The 24,265-nt window shown below is 72.2% G+C and carries 21 protein-coding genes; 8 read left to right on the plus strand and 13 right to left on the minus strand.

The window, feature by feature from the left end; all coding sequences use genetic code 11:
* The 9 genes from QCD66_RS18890 to QCD66_RS18930 form a co-directional block, all read right to left on the minus strand.
* Entirely contained in the window at window positions 1–894 is an 894-nt protein-coding gene (locus QCD66_RS18890) for an ABC transporter permease (protein WP_357537199.1), read from the minus strand.
* Window positions 894–1,904, minus strand: a complete 1,011-nt coding sequence (locus QCD66_RS18895; RefSeq protein WP_357537200.1) for an ABC transporter permease — start codon at window positions 1,902–1,904, stop codon at window positions 894–896. Before QCD66_RS18895 ends, QCD66_RS18890 begins: the two co-directional genes overlap by 1 nt.
* An 11-nt stretch (window positions 1,905–1,915) precedes the next feature.
* Window positions 1,916–3,514, minus strand: a complete 1,599-nt coding sequence (locus QCD66_RS18900; RefSeq protein ID WP_364206129.1) for an ABC transporter substrate-binding protein — start codon at window positions 3,512–3,514, stop codon at window positions 1,916–1,918.
* Window positions 3,515–3,839: 325 nt separating this feature from the next.
* Window positions 3,840–4,250 carry an L-rhamnose mutarotase gene (locus QCD66_RS18905; protein WP_375736300.1) on the minus strand — a complete coding sequence of 137 codons (411 nt, stop codon included), beginning with the start codon at window positions 4,248–4,250 and terminating at the stop codon, window positions 3,840–3,842.
* A gap of 4 nt (window positions 4,251–4,254) precedes the next feature.
* The gene (locus QCD66_RS18910; RefSeq protein WP_364206135.1) at window positions 4,255–5,088 is read right to left on the minus strand and encodes a carbohydrate ABC transporter permease; all 834 of its coding nucleotides are present in this window, start codon (window positions 5,086–5,088) and stop codon (window positions 4,255–4,257) included.
* A 70-nt stretch (window positions 5,089–5,158) separates the two neighbouring features.
* Entirely contained in the window at window positions 5,159–6,118 is a 960-nt protein-coding gene (locus QCD66_RS18915; protein ID WP_375736301.1) for a carbohydrate ABC transporter permease, read from the minus strand.
* A 56-nt stretch (window positions 6,119–6,174) separates the two neighbouring features.
* Window positions 6,175–7,470 carry an extracellular solute-binding protein gene (locus QCD66_RS18920; RefSeq protein WP_364206141.1) on the minus strand — a complete coding sequence of 432 codons (1,296 nt, stop codon included), beginning with the start codon at window positions 7,468–7,470 and terminating at the stop codon, window positions 6,175–6,177.
* A gap of 26 nt (window positions 7,471–7,496) precedes the next feature.
* Window positions 7,497–8,480 (minus strand): Gfo/Idh/MocA family protein, encoded by a 984-nt coding sequence (locus QCD66_RS18925; protein WP_375736302.1) that lies wholly within the window; start codon window positions 8,478–8,480, stop codon window positions 7,497–7,499.
* Window positions 8,477–9,739, minus strand: coding sequence for a M20 family metallopeptidase (locus QCD66_RS18930; protein WP_375736303.1), 1,263 nt, complete (start codon window positions 9,737–9,739; stop codon window positions 8,477–8,479). The genes QCD66_RS18925 and QCD66_RS18930 overlap by 4 nt, the downstream gene beginning before the upstream one ends.
* Window positions 9,740–9,850: 111 nt before the next feature.
* Here QCD66_RS18930 and QCD66_RS18935 point away from each other — a divergent pair, with 111 nt between their 5' ends.
* Window positions 9,851–10,705 (plus strand): amidohydrolase family protein, encoded by an 855-nt coding sequence (locus QCD66_RS18935; protein WP_375736304.1) that lies wholly within the window; start codon window positions 9,851–9,853, stop codon window positions 10,703–10,705.
* Here QCD66_RS18935 and QCD66_RS18940 read toward each other — a convergent pair.
* Window positions 10,691–11,815 (minus strand): acetate kinase, encoded by a 1,125-nt coding sequence (locus QCD66_RS18940; RefSeq protein ID WP_375736305.1) that lies wholly within the window; start codon window positions 11,813–11,815, stop codon window positions 10,691–10,693. The genes QCD66_RS18935 and QCD66_RS18940 overlap by 15 nt on opposite strands.
* A gap of 133 nt (window positions 11,816–11,948) precedes the next feature.
* On the opposite strand from QCD66_RS18940, the gene QCD66_RS18945 reads away from it, so the two are divergent.
* The 4 genes from QCD66_RS18945 to cydB all read left to right on the plus strand — a co-directional run bounded on the left by QCD66_RS18945 (window position 11,949) and on the right by cydB (window position 16,453).
* Complete coding sequence (locus QCD66_RS18945; RefSeq protein WP_375736306.1) at window positions 11,949–12,578, plus strand: NADPH-dependent F420 reductase; 630 nt, start codon at window positions 11,949–11,951, stop codon at window positions 12,576–12,578.
* Between the two features lie 353 nt (window positions 12,579–12,931).
* Window positions 12,932–13,906 (plus strand): pirin family protein, encoded by a 975-nt coding sequence (locus QCD66_RS18950; RefSeq protein ID WP_364207579.1) that lies wholly within the window; start codon window positions 12,932–12,934, stop codon window positions 13,904–13,906.
* Between the two features lie 109 nt (window positions 13,907–14,015).
* Window positions 14,016–15,440: a cytochrome ubiquinol oxidase subunit I gene (locus QCD66_RS18955; protein ID WP_407566703.1), complete on the plus strand. Its 1,425-nt coding sequence runs from the start codon at window positions 14,016–14,018 to the stop codon at window positions 15,438–15,440.
* Window positions 15,441–15,454: 14 nt separating this feature from the next.
* Complete coding sequence (gene cydB / locus QCD66_RS18960) at window positions 15,455–16,453, plus strand: cytochrome d ubiquinol oxidase subunit II (RefSeq protein WP_375736307.1); 999 nt, start codon at window positions 15,455–15,457, stop codon at window positions 16,451–16,453.
* A 142-nt stretch (window positions 16,454–16,595) separates the two neighbouring features.
* Here the strand turns inward: cydB and QCD66_RS18965 are convergent, their stop codons facing one another.
* Window positions 16,596–17,984 (minus strand): PQQ-binding-like beta-propeller repeat protein, encoded by a 1,389-nt coding sequence (locus QCD66_RS18965; RefSeq protein WP_375736308.1) that lies wholly within the window; start codon window positions 17,982–17,984, stop codon window positions 16,596–16,598.
* 67 nt (window positions 17,985–18,051) lie between these two features.
* Window positions 18,052–19,476 (minus strand): PQQ-binding-like beta-propeller repeat protein, encoded by a 1,425-nt coding sequence (locus tag QCD66_RS18970; RefSeq protein ID WP_375736309.1) that lies wholly within the window; start codon window positions 19,474–19,476, stop codon window positions 18,052–18,054.
* Between the two features lie 453 nt (window positions 19,477–19,929).
* On the opposite strand from QCD66_RS18970, the gene QCD66_RS18975 reads away from it, so the two are divergent.
* Together QCD66_RS18975 and QCD66_RS18980 are read left to right on the plus strand one after the other, a co-directional pair.
* Window positions 19,930–20,664 carry a lytic polysaccharide monooxygenase gene (locus QCD66_RS18975; RefSeq protein ID WP_375737362.1) on the plus strand — a complete coding sequence of 245 codons (735 nt, stop codon included), beginning with the start codon at window positions 19,930–19,932 and terminating at the stop codon, window positions 20,662–20,664.
* A 59-nt stretch (window positions 20,665–20,723) separates the two neighbouring features.
* Entirely contained in the window at window positions 20,724–21,338 is a 615-nt protein-coding gene (locus QCD66_RS18980; protein ID WP_407566704.1) for a DUF305 domain-containing protein, read from the plus strand.
* A 56-nt stretch (window positions 21,339–21,394) separates the two neighbouring features.
* Here QCD66_RS18980 and QCD66_RS18985 read toward each other — a convergent pair whose 3' ends face one another.
* Window positions 21,395–21,931, minus strand: a complete 537-nt coding sequence (locus QCD66_RS18985; protein ID WP_375736679.1) for a hypothetical protein — start codon at window positions 21,929–21,931, stop codon at window positions 21,395–21,397.
* A 263-nt stretch (window positions 21,932–22,194) separates the two neighbouring features.
* On the opposite strand from QCD66_RS18985, the gene QCD66_RS18990 reads away from it, so the two are divergent.
* Window positions 22,195–24,228, plus strand: coding sequence for a family 10 glycosylhydrolase (locus QCD66_RS18990; RefSeq protein ID WP_375736680.1), 2,034 nt, complete (start codon window positions 22,195–22,197; stop codon window positions 24,226–24,228).
* Window positions 24,229–24,265 lie beyond the last annotated feature (37 nt).

Consider the following 24,265-nt stretch of genomic DNA (forward strand, 5'->3'; position numbering starts at 1 on the left):
CTATCTCCGCTTCGCGTCGGCGCGTTCCTGCAGCCCCTCGCCGAGGAGGCTGAAGCCGAGCACGCAGATGAGCAGGAAGAGTCCGGGCGGCACCGAGGTCCACCAGCGTCCGGCGACGACGTCGGGGTTGCCGAGGCTGATCATGGCGCCCCACTCGGCGGTGGGGATGCTGACGCCGAGGCCGAGGAAGGACAGGCCGGCCAGGGTCAGCATGGCCCAGCCGCAGTTCAGCGGTGCGATGACGCGTACCGGGGTGAGGCTGTTGGGCAGGACGTGCCGCCACAGCACGCCGAACGTCGACGAGCCGGAGGTCACCGAGGCGTCGATGAACGGCAGCTCGCGTACGGAGCGGGCCTCGGCGCGGACCAGGCGGGCGTACGCGGGCGCGTTCACCAGGGCGATGGTGATGATCAGGTTGACCGTGCCGTTGCCGAGCAGGGCGGCCACGGCCAGGGCCAGGATGAAGGTCGGGAACGCCTGGAAGATGTCGACCAGCCGCATCAGCACGTCGTCGACCCAGCCGCCGAGATAGCCGGCGACCAGGCCGACGATCGTGCCGACCACGACCGCGAGGGCGACGGCCGCCACCGCGATGCCGAGGTCGAGGCGGCCGGCGTAGAGCAGCCGGCTCCAGATGTCCATGCCGTTGCTGTCGGTGCCGAGCAGGTGGCTGCCGCCCGGCGCGGCGAGGTTGGCGGCCGGATCGATCTCCTCCGGGCCCCAGTTGGCGAGCAGCGGGGCGAAGATCGCGGCGAGCGTGACCACGGTCAGGATGGTCGCGCCGACCACGATCAGCACGTTGGCGAACCGGCCGCCCCGGACCCCGCGGCCCTTGACCGGGGCCGCGGTGTCCGCGGATTCGCCGGGACCGCCGGCGGCGCGCAGATCAACCATCAGATCTTCACTCTCGGGTCGAGGATCGCGTGCACCACGTCGGCGATGAGGAACACCAGCACGTAGGCCAGGGCGATGATCACCACGGACGCCTGGACGACCGGGTAGTCGCGGTAGAGCAGGCCGCGCAGCGCCCACTGGCCGAAGCCCTGCCAGGAGTAGACGTATTCGACGAGCACGGTCGAGCCGATCGCGGTGCCGAAGACCAGGGCGGCCAGCGACGGCACCCGGACCATCGTCGCCCGGGTCAGGTAGCCGCGCAGCAGCGTTCGGGGACGCAGCCCGTGGGCGCCGGCGGCGACGTACGCCTCGGAGTGCAGCACCTCCAGCGCCGACGCCCGTACGCTGCGCAGCAGCGGCGCGACGATGACGATGGCCAGCGTGGCGACCGGCAGGGCCAGGTGCGCCGCGGCCGAGCCGAACGCCGGCCAGTTCGCCGTCAGCACCGCGTCGACCAGGTCGGCTCCGGTGATCGGGGTCAGGTTGGTGTCCGGGTCGACCCGGCCGCTGGGGGCCGGGAACCAGCCGAGCACGCTGTAGCCGACCAGGATCAGCACCAGGCCGAGCCAGAACTCCGGCATCGAGTTGCCGATCAGGGCGAAGATCCGGATGCTGTGGTCGCCGACCCGGTCGGCGCGGCGGGCCGACCAGATCCCGAGTACGACGGCGACGACCAGCGCCAGCGACACCGAGAAGACGACGAGTTCGAGCGTCGGCCCGATCCGCACCGCGACCTCGGCGGTGACCGACCCGCCGCTCTGGATCGAGGTGCCGAAGTCACCGGTCACCAGCCCGCCGAGGTAGTCCAGGAACTGCTTCCACATCGGCTGGTCGAGCCCGAACCGTTCCCGGGCCGCCGCGGCGTCCTCCTCGGTGGCGTTCGGGCCGAGGATGGTCCGGATCGGGTCGCCGGGCAGCACCCGCACCAGGAGGAAGGTCAGGACGACCACCCCGAGCAGCACCGGGATGAGCTGGAGCAGCCGCCTGCCGACGAAACGAAGGATCCGCATGGGTACCGGGATCAGGCCGAGGTGCTGAGGTAGCGCAGGCGGGCGAGGCCGTCCATCGGCTGGACCCAGCCGGCCACCTCCTCGCGTACCGGCAGGTTGAAGTTGGGCTGGCAGACGATCACCCACGGCACGTCGGCGGCGAGGATCTGCTGGACCCGGGTCCACAGCGCCCGGCGGCCGTTCTCGTCGACGGTGGTGTGCGACTGCTCGTAGATCTGCTCGATCTCCGGGTTGGTGTAGTTGGAGTAGTTGAGGTTGGCGCCGGAGACGAAGCTGGTGGCCAGCATGTACTCGACGTCGTTGACCCAGAGCTGGCCCGAGGTGATCTGCAGCGGGATGTTCTTCTGCTGCCGCCGCTCGGCGAGCGTGGCCGGGTCGAGCGGGGTGAGCTTCAGTTCGATGCCGGCCTTGCGTGCCTCGGACTGCACCAGTACGGCGAGCTGCTGCTGGGTGTCGTTGTCGGTCTGGAAGACCAGCTCCGAGCTGATCGAGGTCTGGCCGGCGGCGGCCAGCGCGGCCTTGGCCGCCTCGATGTCGTACTTGTAGGGGTAGCCGCTCGGGTCGTAGCCGGGCATGTCCAGCGGCACCAGGCTGCTGGTCGGCCGGGCGTCGCCGCCGTAGACGTTGGCGATGATCTGCTCGTACGGCACCGCCTGGGCCAGCGCCTTGCGGACGTTGACGTCGTTGAACGGCGCGGTGGTGACCGACATCTGGATCGCGACCTGCTCGTTGCTGGGCGCGGAGAGGACCTTGATGCCGTCGGCGTTCTTCAGGTCGGCGATGTCGCGGCGGCTGATGCCGAGCGCGATGTCGATGTCACCGTTCTGGAGCTGCAGCCGCTGGTTGGCGGCGGCCGGGACGACCGAGATCCGGATGGTGCCGGTCTGCGCCGGGTCCGGGCCCGGGTAGCCCTTGTTGGCCTCCAGCACGATCTCCTGGCCCTGGGTGGCCTTGGTGACGTTGAAGTAGCCGCCGGTCGGGGCGTTCTTGGCAAACCACTCCTGGGCCCACGGGTCGGCGTCGGTGGCGTGCTTCTTGGCCTCGACCGAGTCGAAGACGTACAGCGAGATCGCCTGGATCTGCGGGGTGAGCGCGCTCGGGAACGCCTGGGCGAACTCGACGGTGTGGTCGTCGACGACCCGGACCTGGTCGGGCTCGGTGAGACCGATGGTCCGGTAGACGCCGGCGACGTTGGCCTTGGCGGCGAACGCCCGGTCCTTGGACCACTTGACGTCGGCGGCGGTCATCTCGTTGCCGCTGGCGAACTTGACGCCCTTGCGCAGCTTCAGGGTCCAGGTCTTCTGGTCGGCGCTGGGCTCGAACGACTCGGCGAAGGTCGGCATCACGTTGGTGGTGTCGAGGATCTTCGAGCCGCTGACCTCGGTCACGCCGTAGTCGACCAGGTAGGGGTAGACGTTCTTGTAGAGCATGAGCGCGGTCGGGTCGAACCCGACGAAGTCCTGGTCCCAGCTGCTGAGGTAGCTGGAGACCGCGATCCGCAGGGTGGACGCGGCCGGGTCGGCGGACCGGCCGGACGAGCCGGACTGGGAGCCTGCGGCGCAGGCGCCGGTGGTCAGCAGGAGGGCGACGCTACCCCCGAGCTGCAGCACCGACCGACGGGAGAGTGCGGGCGATCCGGGTCCGAACGGACGCGCTGATCCGGCCATGGGAAGTCCTCCAAGAACCACGACGAGGCGGACCGCGGACGACGCGCCCACCTGCTGGTGTTCTATCAGGCTGCAAGAATGTGAACAAGGGTGAAACCACTGTTCACCCCGAGAATCGTCCCCCTGGCCAGGAACAGAGCTAAACAGGGGATGGTCAGATGCGCAGGTTGTTCACCAGATTTCACACGCGAGATACAAGAGGCTGTTCACAGCGAGGCGACCACGCCCGGGCGGCGGGTCGCGGTCGGGCCGACGGGCGGGCGGCCGGTCAGGCCGGGTGGCCGGCGTGCCGGAACACCCGGGGCGCCCACAGCGGCTCCCCCTCGGCGTCGGCGATCTCGGCGAACAGGCCGGCCAGCGACGCGGTCCAGCGCGCCTGCACGGCGGAGCCGGCGGTGAGGGTACGCGCCCGGTCGAACCCGTCCCGGGTACGCAGCACGCAGATCACCAGGGTGTCGCGGCGGAAGATGGAGTAGTCGTACATGCCGGCCTCGTCGAGCAGCCGGGACAGCTCCGGCCAGACTTCGGCGTGCCGGCGGTCGTACTCGGGGCCGGCGCCGTCGCGCAGCCGGTAGAGGTAGCAGAACTGCTCGCCCGGGGCCGGGTCCGGTCGTCCGACGCCGGGACGCGCCCGGCCGGCCCCGGACTCCGGGGCCGGCCGCGTAGGCTCGCTGGTCACGGGTTCACTTGCCGGAGCCGGCGAGTGCCCCGGAGACGAGCTGCCGCTGGAACACCAGGTAGATGATCAGCACCGGCAGCAGCGCGACGATGAGGCCGGCGCTGACCAGCGGCACCGACACGTCGTACTGGCCCGTGAGCAGCGAGACCCCGACCATCAGGGTCTTCCGGTCCGACCCGCCCATGATGACCAGGGGCAGCAGCAGGTCGTTCCACATCCAGACGAAGTTGAAGATGCCAAGCGCCGACAGCGCCGGTGCCGCGATCGGCGTCAGCAGCCGGAACAGGATCGTGAAGTGGCCGGCCCCGTCGACCCGGGCCGCCTCGATCAGCTCGTCGGGCACCTGCTGGAAGTAGCCGGCGAGTTGGTACGTCCCCAGCGGCAGGCCGAACGCGGCGAACGCCAGGATCAGCCCCTGGTACTGGCCGGACATCCCGAGGTCGAGCACGGTCTGGTAGAGCGGGTAGATGATCGCCTGGCTCGGGATGGTCAGCGTGACGATGATCAGCAGGAAGACCAGCTTGCCGCCCCGGAACCGCAGCTTGGTGACCGCGTACGCGGCCAGCAGGGCGGCCAGCACCGACAGCACCAGCCCGCCCAGCGTCGCGATCAGCGAGTTGAGCAGCAGCCGGGGCATGTTCATCCGGTTGAACGCCTCGACGTAGTTGCCGAACGTGACCGACGTCGGCAGGCCGAGCGGGTCCTGCGCGAACCCGCCCTGGGTCTTCAGCGAGCTGACGATGGTGAACAGCAGCGGATAGATCGCCGCCACCGCCACCACGACGAGCACGAAGGTGAGCAGGTAGCGCCCCGCCCGTACGGCCGAACGCCTGGTCATGGTCCGACCTCGCTCCGCTCGGCCGGCCATGACCCTGACCCGCGCCGACTGATTCCCTCGCTGCGCTCGGTCATGCTTTGCGCGTCCCTTCCTTGAACATGTGCCGCACGCTGAACACCGAGATCAGGGCGACGAAGACGAACAGCGCCACGCCGATCGCCGAGCCGTAGCCACGGTCGAGGAACTGGAACGTGGTCAGGAAGACCAGATACTCCGGCAGCATGGTGGCGTCGCCGGGCCCGCCCTGGGTCAGCGCGTAGATCAGCGGGAACAGCCAGATCAGCACGCCGGACGCGCACAGCACGGTCCAGTACGCCACGGTCGGGCGCAGCATCGGCACGACCACCGAGACCAGCCGCCGCCAGAAGCCGGCCCCGTCGAGGTACGCGGCCTCCAGCACCTCGCCGGGGATGGTGGCCAGCCCGGCCAGGTACGTCATCACGCCGAGCCCGAAGAAGCTCCACAGGGCGACCGCCACCAGCGAGAACAGCGCGCTGTAGCGGCCGTTGAGCCACTCGGTCGCCAGCGGGTCGAGCCCGACCGCGCGCAGCCCGGCGTTGAGCGGGCCGTCCGGGGCCAGGATCTGCCGGAACATGATGCCGACGACGATCGGCGCGATCGTGTACGGGATGAAGTAGACCGCCCGGAACAGCTTCCAGCCCGGGGTGCGCTGGTGGATCAGCAGGGCCAGCACCAGCGGCAGCACCACCCACACCGGCAGGGTCGCCACCACCATCAGCGCGTTGCGGAAGCTGGTGAGGACCATCGGATCGTCGAGCATCCGCGTGTAGTTGTCGGCACCGGCGAACGAGGTGCCGTCGAATCCGCTGGACGACTCCAGGCTGGTCGCCACGCCCCGGCCGAGCGGCACGAACTTGAACGTGACGGCGAGCGCCACCGCCGGGAAGACCAGGGCGGCGGCGAGCCACCACTGGCGTACCCGGGCGGTCCGGATCGCGGCCCGGCCGGACGGGCCGGGCGTCGCGGTGGTCGGGTCGGTCTTCGCCACCGGTGCGGTGGAGATCGACATCTTCTTCCCTCCGATCGGCGCCGGGCGGGGCGGCGGGACCGCCCCGCCCGGCGGGATCACCTGCCCTGCCGCTTGGTCGGGCTGCGTTCGAGGGCCTGCTGCATCTGCTCGGCCCACTTGTCGACGGTCAACTGGCCGAGCGTGACCTGCTGCCAGCCGCGGGCCAGCGCGTCGGTCTCCGGGCCGGAGAGCATCACGCCGGCGTGCAGCGTGGGCTGGGCGACGAACTCCTGGATCTTCAGGAAGGACGGGGAGGTCGGCAGCAGCGCCTTGTCGACGGTGCTGTTCAGCGGCTGGCCCTTGCCGTAGCGGACCCACAGCTCGCCGTTCTCCTTGCCGGCGAGCCAGCTGATGAACTCCAGGCCGGCCTGCTTCTTCTCGCTCCACTTGGTGACGCCGTAGACGGCGCCCTCGATGCCGGAGAACTTCTGCGCCAGCGGCGCGTCGGGGTTGATCACCGGCCAGCGGGTGACGCCGAGGTTGTCGTCGCCGAGGGCCTTGCCGAACGCCTCCCAGTTGACGGCGTCGGAGATGATCGTGCCGGCGAAGGCGGCGTCGCCGCGCTGGAAGATGTCGGCGCCGTCGGGCAGCATCGTGATCGACGGGGCGTTGCTGTTCGTCCAGCCGCTGGTGGTGATCTCGGCGAGCTTCTCCAGGCTGGAGACCAGCTTCGGGTCGGTCCACGACAGCGTGCCGGCGAGCAGGCCGCGGATGTCGTCCTCGGTCAGGTAGTTGCGGGCGATCTCCGGGAAGTCCCAGTACGCCGGGAACGTGCCGGACAGGCCGAGGGCGAGGCAGGTCTTGCCGGACTTCTTGACCGCGTCGCAGGCGGCGGCGAAGTCGGCCCACGTCGCCGGCGGGTTCTCCGGGTCGAGGCCGGCGGCGGTCAGCACCGACTTGTTGTAGTAGAGGACGTTGCCCTGGTAGGAGAACGGCACCCCGTAGCAGGGCTTGCTGGTGTCGAAGCCCTCGCAGGCGCCGCTGTAGGTGACGAGGTCCTTGTTGATCTCGGCGGCCCGCTCGCCGAGCGGCTCGTACGCCCCGCGCCGGTCGAACAGTTCGAGGCCGGCGTTGTTGGCCATCACGTCCGGGCCGGACTGCGAGGTGATGTACGGACCCTGCACCTCGGGGTAGCGGTCGAACGGCACCGCCTCCATGTCCAGCCTGATGTCCGGGTGGCCGGCCTCGAACGCGGTCTTGACCTGTGCCCAGTACTCGGTGCCGCCCGGCTCCCAGGTCAGCACCTTGAGGGTGACCGGACCGTCGGCGGCGTCGTCGCCACCGCACGCGGTCAGCAGCGTGGCGGCTGCCAGACCGGCGGCGAGCGCGCCCGCTATCTTGCGTCGCAACATCGGTTGAAGCTCCTGTCGAGGGTGGTTCAGGAAGTGATCCGGCGGGTCTCGCCGCCGGCGGTGGCGCTGTCGACCATGGCGGCGGCCACCCGCACCACGTGCAGCCCGTCGGCCAGCGGAACCACCGCCGTCGGGTGCGCGCCGGTGACCCGGGCCAGGAAGTGCCGCAGTTCGGCAGCGAGCGCCCCACCGCCTCCGGACGGGGAGAGCAGCCAGTCGGGCGCCTGCGCCTGCTCGGCCTGGACGAGCAGGGTGGGTTGGGCGAGGTCGACGTGACCGACCCCGCCGGTGCCGTACACCTCGACCAGGTCCGAGGTGTGGTTGGAAGCGTCTTCGGGGAGCAGGTAGCTGTTGCGGATCGACGACACGACGCCGTTGGCGTGCCGCAGTTCCGCGAAGACCAGGACCGGTGCTTCGGCCCCGGTACGGGTACGGGCGGTGGCCCGCACCTCGACCACGGGCGCGCCGGCGTACCAGAGCGCGAGGTCGACGTCGTGGACGGCGGTGAGCAGGGCGGGGTGTTCGCCCGGGAAGAGCCGGCTCAGGGTGCGGGGCCGGTCGCGGCGCGACGAGACCGCGAGGACGTCGCCGAGCCGCCCGGCGCGTACGGCGTCGTGCAGCGCCCGGTGCGGGGCGCTGAAGCGCAGGATGTGGCCGGGCTGGCAGAGGACGCCGGTCGACCCGGCGACGGCGACGATCGCCTCGGCGTCGGCGACGGTGGTGGCCAGCGGCTTCTCGACCAGCACCGGTACGCCGGCGGTCAGCAGCGCGGTCGCCACGGCCCGGTGGGTCGGGCCGGGGGTGCAGACCGAGGCGGCGGCGACCGGACCGGCGGCGAGCAGCTCGTCGACGGTGGCGTGGGTGTGCGGTACGCCGTGCTCGGCGGCGAGCCGTTCCCGGGCGGCGCGGTCCGGATCGACCAGGGCGGCGACCGGCACGTCCAGCGAGCGGTACGCCGCCACGTGCCGGGCGCCGAAGGCGCCGGCGCCGACGACCGCGACCGGGTTCACGCGCCCACCGCCGGGACCGGGCCGGTGGCACCGGCGTCGGCGGCACCGCCGCCCCGGCCGTCCTCTGCCGGCGGGCCGGCCTGCGAGTCGGCGGCGCTCAGGGCGCCGGCGAGCACGGCGCGGGTGAGCCGGTCCAGGGCGGTGACCCCGGTGTGGAGGCACCGTTCGTCGACGTCGAACTCGGCGGAGTGCAGCGGGGCGCCGCCGGCCGCGCCGCGCACCCCGAGCTTGACGTAGAGGCTCGGGCCGAGCGCGCCGAGCAGCGCGAAGTCGTCGGTGGTCAGTGGCGGTTCGGCGAGGTCGGCGACCTCGACGTGGCCGGGCAGTTCGCGGTGCGCGAGGGCCACCAGTTCGGGGGTGTTGCGGATCGCCGGCATCTCGTTGGCCCAGGTGAACTCGATGCCGAGGTCGAAGGCGGCGGCCTGCTGGCGGGCCACCCGCTCGACGACCTCCTTGAGGCGGGCCCGGACGGCCGGGTCGTGGGTGCGCAGCGTCCCGGTCGCCTCGGCCCGGTCGGCGACCAGGCTCTGGGTCCGGCCGCCGGCGATCGTGCCGACGTTGAAGGCGACCAGGTCGTGCGGGTCGCGGGACCGGGCGACGGCGGCGTGCAGGCTGCTGACCAGGGTGGTCAGGCCGAGGATGGCGTCGCGTCCGCGGGCCGGGGTGGCGGCGTGCGCCGGCCGGCCGCGCAGCAGCACCCGGAAGGCGTCCTTGGCGGCCATCGCCGTCTCGCGGTCGACGCCGACCGTGCCGGCCGGCAGCTCCGGCCAGCAGTGCAGTCCGAGTACGGCGTCGAACCGGGGGCGGCCGAACGGCTCCTCCGCCAGCACCAGGGCGGCGCCGGACTCCTCGCCGAACGGGATCTCCTCGGCCGGCTGGAACAGCACGGTCAGCGAGCCGCGCGGCGGCGGGTCGGCGGCGAAGCGGCGGGCGACGCCGACCGCCACGGTCATGTGCACGTCGTGTCCGCAGGCGTGGCAGACGCCGGGGTGGACCGAGGCGTACGGGACGTCCTTGGCGTCCTGGACGGGATAGGCATCCATATCGGCCCGAAGCAAGACTGCCGGCCCCGGAGCGATGCCCGGAAGGTGCACGACGAGACCCGTACGCGCCACCTCGGTCCGGATCTCGCCCAGACCGGCCATCCGGTCGGCCAGCACCTTGGCCGTCCCGTGCTCGGTAAACCGCAGCTCGGGGTACTGGTGCAGATGCCGGCGCAGCTCGACAAGCCGGTCAATCCCGTCGCCAACCAACTCCACGTGTCGCGCCCCTCGCTCTCGCCGGTAATCCGGCCCTAATTAAGACAGAACTTAGGTGAGTGGGTGTGTGGCGTCAATAACCAGTTCAGGATTCGGCTAGGGTTGCCGGCCATGACCGCCAGCGACGCGCACATCCACCTCTTCGCCGGGGGCTATCCCGGCCGTTACGGACACTCCCCCGCCGGGGGCGACGAACTCGCCGCGTACCTGCGGCTGCGGGAGGCCCACGACATCGACCGGGCGCTCGTGGTCGGCTACGAGGGTGGGCCACGGTTCGTCGGCAACAACGACCACCTCGCCGCGCTGGCCGCCCGGCAGCCGTGGATCGCGCCGGTCGCCTACGTACCACCCGCCGGACCGTCCACTGTCGACGAGCTACGGGCCCGGCTCGGGCAGGGCTTCGTGGGGCTGTCGGCCTACCTGCCAGGCCCCGCCGAGGCGGCCGCCCTCGCCGGCTGGCCCGCCGGGACCGCCGCCACGCTCAACGCCGCCGCGGCGGTGGTCAGCCTCAACGCCACCCCCGCCGCGGCCACCGGCCTCGCCGACGCCGTGGCCCGGCTCGACGGCTGCACCGTGCTGTTCAGCCACCTCGGCCTGCCCGGCCCGCATCCCGAACCGCCGTCCGTCGACCGGGCCGCCGAAATCCTCGCCCCGCTGCGCGCGCTGGCCGGCCTCCCGCACGTCGGGGTCAAGATCTCCGGCCTGTACGCGGTCAGCGACCCGTCGCACGCCTGGCCACACGCCGCGGCGGCACCGTTCGTCCGGGTACTGCTCGACACGTTCGGCCCCGGGCGGCTCTACTGGGGGTCCGACTTCGCGCCCAGCCTCGACGCGGTGTCGTTCCCGCAGACCCTCGACCTGCCCGCCCTGGCCGGCCTCTCCCCCGCCAAGCGCGACGCCGTGTACGGCGGCAACCTCGTCCGCGCCCTGGACCGGGTGATTCTCCCGGACTCACACCCGCGCTAGCGTGCCGGCGGCCTCGCGGGCCAGCTCGAACTCCTCGCGCGGCCGCACCACCAGCACCGGCACCGCCGCCCCGGGCACGCTGACCGGCCCGTCGTCGTCGCGGTTCCCGCCGGTCGGCGGCACCACACCGAGCAGGCGCAGGCCGGCACAGACGTCGTGGCGCACCTCCGGCTGGTCCCAGCCGATCTCGCCGGTGAAGACCACCGCGTCCAGCCGGTCCAGGCTGGTCGCGGCGGCCGCCATCTCGCGGCGTACCCGATGGTCGAAGGTGTCCATCGCCAGCGCGGCGGCCGGGTCGCCGGGCGCCGCCGCGACCAGGTCGCGGGTGTCGCCGGACCGGCCGCCGGACAGGCCGAGCAGCCCGGACCGGTGGTAAAGGCCGTCGAACACCTCGTCGTACGTCAGCCGCCCGTCGAGCAGCCACAACAGCATGCCGGGGTCGACGGCGCCGCTGCGCTTGCTCATCGGCACCCCGTCGAGCGGGGTGAAGCCCATCGACGTGTCGACGCTGCGCCCGCCGCGTACGGCGCACACCGACGCCCCGCCGCCCAGGTGCGCCAGGAGCAGGTGCAGGTCGGCGACCGGCCGGCCGAGCAGTTCGCCGGCCCGCCGGGTCGCGTACGCGTACGACAGGCCGTGGAAGCCGTACCGGCGCAACCCGAACCGCTCCCGCCAGCGGGCCGGCACCGGGTACGTCCGCGCCGGCTCCGGCAGCCCGGCGTGGAACGCCGAGTCCGGGCAGACCAGGTGCGGCACGTCCGGCAGTAGCCGCCGCAACTGGTCGAGCAGGGCCAGCGCCGGCGGCAGGTGCAGCGGCGCGAGCGCGGCCACGTCGTCCAGCGCACGGCGCAGCCCGTCGTCGACGACGGTGGGCCGGAAGACGAGTTCCCCGCCGTGCACGAGCCGGTGCGCGACCATGTCCGGGGCGGGCCGGCCGGCGACGAAGTCCCGCACCGCCGCCTCGGCGTCGGCCGGCGGGGTGGACCGGTCCAGCCGGGCGCCGACACCGTCGCCGCCGGGGCCGCCTGTTCCGCCGTCGCCAGCGGTGACGTCGACGTATGCCAGGTGCAGGCTGGACGATCCGGCGTTCACGGTGAGCACGACGGTCATTGACCGCGCGTACCCGGTCGGCCCCGGCCCATGCCCGGCCGTCCGCTGCCCGGGGCGGACGGCCGGCGAGCGGCCGGGTTTGGTGCGGGGTGGCACGGGAAGTCGACCGTTCCGCGGACGGAGGGAGCGGATCGTGCAGATCAGCGTCATCGGCACCGGCCACATCGGCGGCACCCTGGCCCGGCATTTCGCGTCGGCCGAACACCACGTCGCGGTCGCCCACTCCGGCGACCCGGCCGAACTCGACCCGCTCCTCGCCGACCTGCGCGGGTGCGGCGAGGCGGTCAGCCCGGCCGAGGCGGCCCGGATCGGCGAGGTCGTCGTCGTCTCGGTGCCGTTCCGCGCGTACGCCGACCTGCCGACCGGCGGACTGGCCGGCAAGACGGTCATCGACACCACGAACTACATGCCGGACCGCGACGGCCACATCGCGGAACTGGACGAGGACCGCATCACCTCCAGCGAGATGGTGCAGGCACACCTACGGGACGCGCACGTGGTCAAGGCGTTCAACACGATGCGCTGGGACCACCTGCGCGACTACCACCACGAGGCCGGGGCGCAGGTGCGCTACGGGATCCCGTTGGCCGGCGACGACGTCCAGGCCAAACGCTGCGTACAGCAGCTGATCGAGGAGATCGGCTTCGCGCCGGTCGACTCCGGCGACCTGGCCACCGGCGGCCGCAAGCAGCAACCCGGCTCCCCGGCCTTCCTCGCCGACCAGACGGCGGACCAACTCCAGGCCACCCTCTCCGCCCTCTGACCCGCCCGCCCCGCCCCAAGATCCGCGTGATCAGGGATCTCGACGGGCGTGTCGCCGGCGTGGCGAGGTGCGAACTCCCTGATCACGGCGATCTAGGACGACGCCGGCGCTCCCCTCCGGGCGGGTACCGTTGTCGAGGGATACCGCGAATTCGGCGTAAGAACAGTGAATTCGCTGTGGGGCCGAACAGTTACTGGCCCGCCGGCGGGCTGCCGGCGCGACGGGTGACGGTCGCGGTGGTGCGACACGGACGGGCGGGCCAGCGACACGGACGGGCGGGGTGCGGTCGTACAGTCGGGGTCGTGACCGAACCACGCGAGCCGGAACGCACCGTCCTCACCGGGGCCACGACGGTGGCCGCACAACCCACCGGCCCGGCGGACACCGCCGAGCCGACCAGCGTGCTGCTGCCCGGGCACGACGTGCCGCTGGGCCGCTACACGACGGTGCGCCGGCTGCTCCCGCAGCGGCAGCGGAGGATGATCGGCGCCTGGTGCTTCGTCGACCACTTCGGGCCGGACGACGTCGCCGGCCGGCCGGGGATGCAGGTGCCACCGCATCCGCACACCGGGCTACAGACGGTGAGCTGGCTCGTCGAGGGCGAGATCCTGCACCGGGACAGCCTCGGCAGCCTCCAGACGATCCTGCCGGGGCAACTGAACCTGATGACGGCCGGTCACGGCATCGCGCACTCCGAGGAGTCGCCGGCCGCCCATCCGCCGTCGATGCACGGCCTGCAACTGTGGGTGGCGCTGCCGGACAGCGCCCGGCACGGCGCGGCCGACTTCGCCCACCACCCGTCGGTACCGGGGTGGCGGGAGGACGGCGTGGAGATGTCGGTGGTGGTGGGGACGCTGGCCGGGGTGTCGTCGCCCGCGGTGACATACACGCCGCTGGTCGGCGCGCAGATCACCTTCGACGCCGGGTCAGGCGGCCGGGTCGGCCTGCCGTTGGAGCCGGATTTCGAGTACGCGGCCGTGGTGATGTCCGGCACCGCGCGCGTCGCCGGCGCCGAGTTGACGCCCGGTGACCTGCTTCACCTGGGCCGGGGTCGCCGCGACCTGACCGTGACCGCCGACGCGCCGGGCGCCGACGGCCCGACGCGGTTGTTCCTGCTCGGCGGCGAGCCGTTCGACGAGCCGCTGGTCATGTGGTGGAACTTCGTCGGCCGCTCGCACGAGGAGATCGTGGCGGCCCGCGACGACTGGGCCGCCGGGCGGCGCTTCGGCACCGTCCACGGATACGCCGGCGACCCGCTGCCCGCGCCGGAGATGCCGACCACCCGGCTCAAGGCCCGTGACCGGCACGGGCGCACACCGGGGGCCTGAGTCCCCTGGGTGGGTGACCTTCGGCCCTGCCGGGTGACCGCCCGCCGCGCGGACGATCGCTGAGGATCGCCGGCAGGTGGCCGGTCGCGCGACGAGGGGTTTCGAAGGCATGGACGCGTTGGACGTGGCCCGCTGGCAGTTCGGGGTCACCACGGTCTACCACTTCCTGTTCGTGCCGCTGACCATCGGACTCGGTCCGCTGGTCGCGGTGCTCCAGACGATGTGGCTGCGCACCGGCAACGAGCGCTACCTCAAGCTCACCAAGTTCTACGGCAAGCTCTTCCTGATCAACTTCGCGATGGGGATCGTCACCGGCATCGTGCAGGAGTTCCAGTTCGGGATGAACTGGAGCGACTACTCCCGCTTCGTCGGCGACATCTTCGGCGCCCCCCTCGCGATCGAGGCACTACTCGCGTTCTTCCTCGAATCCACCTTCCTCGGCCTGTGGATCTTCGGCTGGGACCGGCTGCCGAAACGCGTACACCTGGCCACGATCTGGGCGGCGGCGATCGGGAGTGTGCTGAGCGCGTACTTCATCCTGGCCGCGAACTCGTTCATGCAGAACCCGGTCGGCTACCGGATCGACCCGGAGAGCGGGCGGGCCGAACTCACCGACTTCGTGGCGGTGCTGACCAACAAGGTCGCGCTGATCACCTTCCCGCACACGATCGCCGGGGCGTTCCTGGTCGCCGGGTCGCTGATCGTCAGCGTGTCGCTGTGGCACGTGATGCGCCGGGGGGTGACCGACGAGACGCCGGCGCACCGGTTCGCGACGAGGTTCGGCGCGGTCGTCACGCTGGTCGCCACCGCGGCCGTACTGGTCACCGGCGACATCCAAAGCAAGATCATGACGCAGGTGCAGCCGATGAAGATGGCCGCCGCCGAAGGTCTCTACGACACCGAGTCGCCGGCCGCCTTCTCGGTGCTCACCGTCGGCAGCCTGGACGGTGGGCGCGAGGTGTTCGCGCTGAAGATCCCGTACCTGCTCTCCTGGCTGTCCACCGGCGACGTCGACGGCGAGGTCCACGGCATCAACGACCTCCAGGCGCAGTACGCCGCGCAGTACGGGCCCGGCGACTACGCGCCGATGATCCCGGTCGCGTACTGGAGCTTCCGCCTCATGATCGGCTTCGGGCTCGCGGCGGCACTGGTCGCGCTGCTGGTGCTCTGGGCGCAGCGGCGCGGGCGTACCCCGTCGTCGAAGTGGCTGCTGCGGGCCGGCCTGGTCCTGCCGCTGCTGCCGCTGGCCGCCAACGCCTTCGGCTGGATCTTCACCGAGATGGGCCGCCAGCCGTGGATCGTGTTCGGCGAGATGCTGACCCGGGACGGGGTGTCCCGCAGCGTGTCGCTGACCGAGGTGCTGACCTCGTTCACCGCGTTCACCCTGATCTACGCGATCCTCGCCGTCGTCGAGGTCCGGCTGCTGCTGACGTACGCCAGGCGCGGGCTGCCGGCGGTCGCGCCGCCGCCCGACGACGACCACGACGGCGACCGTGACGCCGACGAGGACCGCCCGCTCGCCTTCGCCTACTGACCCCGGAGCATCCCGTGGAACTGTCCACCTTCTGGTTCCTGCTGATCGCCGTCCTGTTCACCGGCTACTTCGTCCTGGAGGGCTTCGACTTCGGGGTCGGCGTGCTGCTGCGCGTGCTCGGCCGCGACGACCGGGAGCGCCGCGTCCTGATCAACACGATCGGCCCGGTCTGGGACGGCAACGAGGTGTGGCTGATCACCGCCGGCGGCGCCATGTTCGCCGCGTTCCCGGAGTGGTACGCGACCCTGTTCTCCGGCTTCTACCTGCCGCTGCTGCTGATCCTGCTCGCGCTGATCGTGCGCGGGGTCGCGTTCGAATACCGGCACGGCCGCGACCACGCCGGCTGGAAGGACCGCTGGGACTGGGCGATCACGATCGGCTCGGTGGCGCCGGCGGTGCTGTGGGGCGTCGCGTTCGCGAACATCTTCCGGGGCGTGCCGCTGACCGCCGACCACGAGTACGCCGGCGGGCTGCTCACCCTGCTCAACCCGTACGGGCTGCTCGGCGGGGCGACGTTCCTCGCGGTCTTCGTCACGCACGGTGCGCTGTTCCTGGCGCTGAAGACCGCCGGCGACATCCGCGAGCGGGCGAACCGGCTGGCCGGACGGGCCGGCCTGGTGGCGGTGCTGCTCGCCGGCACGTTCCTGGTCTGGTCGCTGGTGCTGCGGGCCAACCCGGCCGCCGTCGTGCTCGCGGTGCTCGCCGCCGTCGCCCTGGTCGCCGGCCTGGCCGCCAACCGGGTACGCCGGGAGGGCTGGGCCTTCGCCGGTACGGCGACCGCGATCGCGCTGACCGTGGCGACCCTGTTCACCGCCCTGTTCCCGGAGGTGATGCCGTCCACACTGGACCCGGCCGGGACGCTGACCACGGCGAACGCGTCGTCGACGCCGTACACGCTGACCATCATGACCTGGGTGGCGGCGGTCTTCACCCCGATCGTGCTCCTCTACCAGGGCTGGACGTACTGGGTCTTCCGCAAGCGCCTGGACACCACCCACATCCCCACCCACTGACGGCAAGGCCGCTTGAGCCGCCCCAAGATCCGCGTGATCAGGGAGTACGTCGGGCGTGTCGTCGGCGAGTCGCCCGCGAAACCCCCTGCTCACGCGGATCTTGGCGAGGCGAAGCCGCCCGTCGACCAAGGAACGGGGCGGGTCAGCGGTAGGTCCAGACGCGGAGCCCGTTCTCGGTCCGGCAGGCGATGTGGGTGGCCGACGACTGGCAGCCGGTGGCCGGGTGCGGCACCGTCCCGAGCACCCGGATCCGCGTCGCCCCCGGTTCGAGGACGGCGAACCAGGCCCGGTCCAGCCGCCGGTCGAGCCGGGTCAGGACGAGCCGCGACTCGTCGCCGGGGACGACCGGCTCCGGCCAGTCCGACAGGTCGACCAGCGGCCGGCCGGAGTACGGATCCACCGTGTGGTCGAGTTCTCCCTCGCGTGGACCGAGCCGGAGCAGGTGCCCGCCCCGGCTGTCGAGATGGCCGTTGGCGACGACCTCGCCGAGCGGGCGGCCACTGCCGGCGTCGATCAGCAGGCTCCGGCCCGCCATCGCGACACAGACCACGGCACCGCAGCCGTACGCCGCTCCGCGCCCGGGCAGCGTTGCGCGCCAGACCGTTTCCAGCGTGCCGGCGGCATACGCGGTCACCTCCGACGACTCGGTCTGTGCCAGGACCAGGTCGCCGGCGACCCCCAGCCAGCCCGTCGCCCCGTCCACGGCGCCGGCGCGGGAGTGCCGTACCGCGCCGGTCCGCGCGTCGCGTACCTCGAGGACGCCGTCGCGTGTCAGCACCGCCACCGACGGCGGCTCACCCGGCAGCAACTCCCCGGCGGTGACCGGTCCGGTGGCCCACAGCTCGGTGCCGGTGTCCAGATCGAACGCCCGCACCGACACCCCGTCGACCTGCACGCTGAACCGCGGGGCTTCGCCGGGCCGGACGGCGGTCACGTGCAGGATCTCTCCGGTGGCGCCGCTGACGACCCGGACGGTGGCGTCCGAGGCCGGGTCACCGGAAGCGAAACTCCAGACCGGCTCGCGGACCAGGCCGACGTTTCCAGCCTCGCCACCGGTGACGTGGTGCGGCACCGACGCCCGGAGCCGACCGCTGGCGGTGTCGAGGACGAACGTCCGGTCCTCGGTGTGGACCAGCAGACGCTCTCCGGCGATCGAAAGCGCCGCCTCACCCTCGGGGCCGAGGGCACGGATCTCGACGCCGATCGGGGTGGTCCAGAGATCGGCGCCACGGGTCAGGTCGTACGCGGTGACGGTGCGCCGCGACGACCGCGCCGTCGGCGGGTGGACGACGTAGAGCCGGTCACCGACGAGCAGTTCCTGTTGCCAGATCGAGGTCGGTGGTGCCGCGACCTCGACCAGGGCCGGCCCGGGCGGTGGTGCCGACCCACCGACCGCGAGCACGAGCGCGACGACGAGCGCGGTGACCGCCGTACGCAGGTGTCTGGCCAGCGCCGGGCGGGACGGTGCGGGCTCGGCCGGCGGTTCGTGGGTGCGTACCCCGAGGTCGATCACTACCGGTCCGGCGCTCATCCGCTCCCCCTCCGCCGACGACGTGGGCAGCCTAGAACGCGGGCCGGGCGCGCGGTGCCCCGGCGGGTCAGCGGTAGCGCCAGGCGCGTAGTTCGTCGGTGCGGGTCCGGCAGACGATGTGGGTACGCGACGACTGGCAGCCGTACGACCGGTGCGCGACCACCCCGAGCGGGCGGACGGCGGTCGCGCCGGGATCGAGTACGGCGAACCACAGCCGCCGCGGCCCGCCGGCGAACCTGGTCAGCACGGCCGGCGAGTCGTCGAGGGCCACGGCCATCTTCGGCCAGGCCGACAGGCTGACCAGGCGCTCTCCGGTGGCCGGGTCGACGGTGTGGTCCACGAAGCCCTCGCCGAGCGAGGCGAGCGCGATCAGGTGCCCGCCCCGGCTGGTCAGGTGCCCGTCGAGCGCCACCCGGCCGAGCAGCACCCCGGTCATCGGGTCGAGCAGCGACGTCTGGACCTCGCTGCGGACGCAGATCCGGGTGCCGCAGACCAGGGCCCATTCCTCGTCCGGCCGCACCGGCGTACGCCAGACGGGTTCCAGGGTGTCGGCGTCGTACGCGTCGACGGCCGGCGAGGTGTCGCGGACCAGGACCAGACCGCCGGCGCCGACGGCGCTGGTCGCCGGGCGGCCGGGCTCGGCGGGTCGCCGGTGCCGTGCCGCCCCGGTACGCGCGTCGCGCAGCTCGATCCCGCCGTCCATCGTCACCACGGCGACGGTCGGCGTGGCCGCCCCGGCCAGGAGCACCCCGGACCGGACGAGGTCGGCGGTCCACAGCTCGGCGCCGTCGGCGAGGTCGAAGGCGCGCACGGACATGCCGGCCGGCGGTACCGCGATCACCATGCCGGTGGCCGGGTCGAGCTGGAACCGTCGGGGTTCGTCGGGCGATGGCACCGAACCGGTCACCGGGTCGGTCGCCGGGTCGACCCGGGCGACGACGGCCCGCCGGTCGGCGGGAGCCCGGGTGGACGACCAGACCGGCTGGCTGCTCAGCCCCACCCCGCCGCCCCTGACGTCGGTGATCTGGTGCGGCACCGACCACCGGGTACGGCCATTGGCGGCGTCGACCGCGGACGTGCCGTCGTTGATGTGGACGAGCAGTTGATCGCCGACCGGCTGGAGCTGTGCCGCCGGCCGCGGATAGTCGGTGACGCGGACCTCCGGCCCGACCGGGGCGCTCCACAGTGGCGTGTCGCGGTCGAGGTCGTGCGCGCTCAGGACCAGCCGCGCACCGCCGGGCTCGGGGGCGAGGGTGTAGAGCCGGTCGCCGAACAGGAAGTGCTGGTGCGCGCCCGCGGTCGGCAGCACGGCCACCTCCGCGAGGACGGGGGCGGGCGGTGGGCCCGATCCACCGGTGGCGAGCACGAGCGCGACGGCGAGCGCCGTCACGACCGTACGCAGATGTCGGAGCAGCACCGGGCGGGGCGGCTCGGGCTCGGCCGGGAGTTCGTGGTCACGCGTCCCGAGGTCGATCACAGTTCCGCTGCTCATCCCGCCCTCCGCCTTCCGATCCGCAGCCTAGCCGCGCCGTACCCACCCGCGCCGCCCCTCCGTCCGTCCGCCCCGCCCTCCCCGGGCGGTCCGCCCGTCCCGCCCTCCCCGGCCCGCCCGGGCGGGGCGGGCGGGGCGGGCGGGGCGTCCACGGCCGCCCCGGCGCGGGCGTCGATCCAGGGGAAACCGTGCCCGTTCTGACCGCTTTGCCGCACGACAACTCCTTGATCAACGAGAAGAGCCCCGCGACCCACGGAGCAGCGCAGCGGCGGCAAACAGAAATGGGTATTTACTGTTAAGATTGTTTACTTTATGTTGTGATGCATGGCGATCGATAGCCGGTTGGGTGACGCATTCCGGCCGAACGGCTCTCGACACCCCTTGGAAGCCCTCCCGGCGCGTCGGCCACCGCGCCGAGGAGGGTCCGTACCCCCGCGGAGAAGGAGTTCGTCCATGCGAAGACTGATCGCACTACCGATCCTGGTGGTGGGCACCGTGCTCACCTCACTGGCGATCGCCGCGCCGGCCCAGGCGCACGGCTACATCTCCTCGCCACCGAGCCGTCAGGCCCAGTGCGCGCAGGGGATCGTCACGAACTGCGGCGACATCCAGTGGGAGCCGCAGAGCGTCGAGGGCCCGAAGGGCCTGCGGAGTTGCAGCGGCGGCAACGCCCGCTTCTCCGTACTCGACAACGACAGCAAGGGCTGGCGGGTCACCAACGTCAGCGGTACGACCACGTTCAACTGGGTCATCACCGCCCGGCACGCCACCAGCACCTGGGAGTACTACATCGGCAACACCCGGGTGGCCCAGTTCAACGACGGCGGCCGGCAGCCCGGTCCGACCGTGACGCACCAGGTCAACCTGAGCGGCTTCTCCGGCCGGCAGAAGCTGCTCGCCGTCTGGAACGTCGCGGACACCCCGATGGCGTTCTACGTCTGCGTCGACCTCCAGATCGGTGGCGGCACCGGCAACCCGCCGCCGACCACGCCGCCGCCGACCAACCCGCCGCCGACCACCGGCCCCACCAACCCGCCGCAGACCGGCGGCACCTGGCGGGCCGGCACCGCCTACCGCGTCGGCGACCAGGTGACCTACAACGGCGTCACCTACCGCTGCCGGCAGGCGCACACCGCCATCGCCGGCTGGGAGCCGCCGCACGTGGCCGCCCTCTGGCAGCAGGTCTGACACCGACCGGGTGGGTCCCCGCGGACCCACCCGGTTCGCCGGTCCGGAAGGAGACACCGATGTACGCGCTGGCGCGAGGAACCGCCGCCCTCGCGGCGCTGCTGCTGCTCGCCGGCTGCGCGGGCACCGCGGCCCCGGCCGGCCGGCCCGCCGCCCCGCCACCGCCGGCCGCGCCGGCCACGGAGTCAGCCACGCACGCGCCGAACACCGGGCCGCACAACGCGGCCGACGTCATGTTCCTGCAGATGCTTGTCACCCACCACGAGCAGGGCCTGACCGTGGTACGGCTCGCCGCCGACCGGGCGACCCGGGACGAGGTACGCACCCTCGCCGCGGCCATCGAGGTGACCCAGGCCGCCGAGGTGGAGACGATGCGGTCGTGGCTGCGCGGCTGGGGCGAGGCGACGGAGGCGGATCCGGCCGAGCATCTGCACGCCGACCACGGCGGCCTGCCGCTGACCAGCGAGGACCTAATCGGAGCGCTGGACACCGTCTCCGGCGCGGAGTTCGAGAAGCGGTTCCTCAACCTGCTGATCGGTCACCAGCACAACGCGGTCGAGATGGCCCGCAACCAGACCAAGTACGGGACCAACCCGGAGGCCCGCCAGTTGGCCGAGCGGGTCGACCTGTCGCGTACGGCACAGATCCAGCAGATGCTGGCGTACCTGGACTGAACCGTCGCGGGTGCCTCCCCGGCCGGGGAGGCACCCGCGGGCGATCGTGAACCGGGTCAGGCCACGACGGCGGCCGGCGGCGGGGCCGGGAAGCCGTAGCGGGCGGCGAGGTCCGGGTCGTCCGGGTCGATCTGCCGTACGCCCTCGTCGGCGAGCCGCTTGTTGACCTCGTCCAGGTGCTCGCGGACCAGCCGGGCCTCCTCGTCGGTGACCTTGCCCCGATGCGGCTTGCCGGCGTGTTCGAGGGTGCCGTAGTCGATCCGCTCGGTCCGGCGGGTCGTCTTCGCCGGCCGGACCCGCTCGGCGGTCCGCAGCAGTTGCGCCATCTGGGTGTCGGTCGCCAGCTCGTCGAACTCGCTCGCGGTCAGTACGACCCGGCGCGGCTCGCTGCCATCGGGACCGTCGTGGATCTCGACGACGGCGACGTCGAGGGCCGCGTCGTCGATGCTCTCGATCTCGACCGGTCGGGCGTCCAACCGCACGGGTCCGGCGACCAGGTCGGGATGCTCCAGGACGACGAGTGACACCACCCGGTCGCCGGGCGGGATGACCTCGCCACTGAAGTCGGAGACATGAACCGTCTTCTTACCCATGCGAAAGAACTTCTCCTGTCGAACGCTGCGGTCAGGACCGGAGACGAAGCTACCCGACAGGTGTGCGAACGCGTCGGCAGGTCCGGCCGGGCCGGTGTGTCGCACCGGCATCCCGCGATCTTGCACTTGTCGCCCGACAAATCCGATGAAGGGAGGAGATATCTGCAAGATCGGGGGGCGGTGGTGCGGCGGCGGGCAGGCGCCGAAACTTTGTCATGGAAAAGTCTTGCCAACAACAGGGGCGATGATGAAGATTTCCTCCCATGCGGACGAATCGAGAATCATCGTTCCGACTCGCGGCCGCCGTACTGGCCGCCGTCATGCTCCCGACCGTGCTCGGCCCGGCGGCACCGGCCGGCGCGGGCCAGGGTGCCACCACCGCGGGGACCGTCGTCGCGGCCGCCTGCGCCACCGACCCCGCCACCCCCAAGCGGCAGTTCCGCGCGATGTGGATCTCCAGCGTCGCCAACATCGACTGGCCCAGCCGCACCGGGCTGTCGGTCGCCGCCCAGCAGGCCGAGTTCCGGTCCTGGCTCGACCTGGCCCAGCAGCGGAAGATGAACGCCGTCGTCGTGCAGGTCCGACCCACCGCCGACGCCTTCTGGCCGTCGACCCTCGAACCCTGGTCGCAGTACCTGACCGGCACCCAGGGCGGCAACCCCGGCTACGACCCGCTGGCCTTCATGGTCGCCGAGGCACACGCCCGCAACATCGAGTTCCACGCCTGGTTCAACCCGTACCGGGTCGCCACCCACGCCGACCCGTCCCGGCTGGTCGCCAGCCACCCGGCCCGCCGCAACCCGAGCTGGGTCTTCGCCTACAACGGCCAGCTCTACTACAACCCCGGCATCCCCGCCGTCCGCGCGTTCGTCCAGGACGCCATGATGGACGCCGTCAACCGGTACGACATCGACGCGGTGCACTGGGACGACTACTTCTACCCGTACCCGTCGGGCAGCACCCAGATCCCCGACCAGGCCACCTACGCCCAGCACGGGTCCGGCTTCGCCAACATCGGCGACTGGCGGCGCAACAACGTCGACCGGCTGGTGCAGGAGATGAGCCAGAAGATCCGGGCCGCCAAGCCGTGGGTCAAGTTCGGCATCAGCCCGTTCGGCATCTGGCGCAACGCCTCGACCGACCCGCTCGGCTCACCCACCTCCGGCCTCCAGTCGTACGACGCCATCTACGCCGACACCCGGCGCTGGGTGAAGCAGAACTGGATCGACTACGTCGCGCCGCAGGTCTACTGGCACATCGGGTTCGCCACCGCCGACTACGCCAGACTCGTGCCCTGGTGGTCGAACGTCGTCGCCGGCACCAACGTGCAGCTGGTCATCGGGCAGGCCACCTACCGGGTCGGCGCGTCCGGGCAGGACGCGGCCTGGCAGAACGCCGCCGAACTCACCAACCACCTCACCCTCAACCGCGCCCACCCGCAGGTCGTCGGCGACATCCACTTCAGCGCCAAGGACGTCCGCGCCAACCGGCTCGGCGGCATGGACCGGGTCGCGAACGACCACTACCGGCGGCCCGCGCTGGTGCCGGTCGCCGCCGGTCGCGGCGGCGCCGCCCCGCCCGCGCCGACCATCACCGCCGCCACCCGGGTGAGCAACGGTGTCTCGCTGACCTTCCAGCGCGGCGGCACCACCACCCCGGCCGCGTACGCGGTCTACCGGGTCGACGGCAGCACGACCGACCCGTGCGACCTGGCCGACGGCGGCAACCTGCTGGCCACCGTACGCGCCGGCGGCACCACCGGTACGTACACCGACACCACCGCGGCGGCCGGCGGCACGTACACGTACGTCGTGACCGCGCTCGACCGGCGCCACCACGAGAGCGCGGCCAGCGCCGGCCGGGTGGTGAACCCGGGCAGCGGCGGCGCGTTCACCGTCACCGTCGACAACGCCACCGCCGGCCGGTTCACCGCCAGCGGCAACTGGGGCACGTCGAGCTTCTCGGCCCAGCGGCACGGCGCCAACTACCGGTTCGCGAACCCGGTCGCGGCCAGCGACCCGGCCTGGTTCTCGGCCAACCTGCCCAGCGCCGGCAGCTACCGGGTCGAGGTCTGGTACCCGGCCGACCCCGGCTACAACAGCGCCACCCCGTACCTGGTCGCCACCACGACCGGCAACCAGTCGGTGACCGTCGACCAGCGCACCGGCGGCGGCCAGTGGCGCAGCCTCGGCACGTTCAGCCTCGCCGCCGGTGACCGCAACGTCGTCGGGGTCAGCCGCTGGACCACCGGCACCGGCTACGTCGTCGCCGACGCCGTACGCATCACCAAGGTCTGATCCCCCACCCCCACCCCCACCCCCACCCCCACGGCAA

Source organism: Polymorphospora sp. A560 (assembly GCF_045781765.1).
GTDB classification, from domain to species: domain Bacteria; phylum Actinomycetota; class Actinomycetes; order Mycobacteriales; family Micromonosporaceae; genus Polymorphospora; species Polymorphospora lycopeni.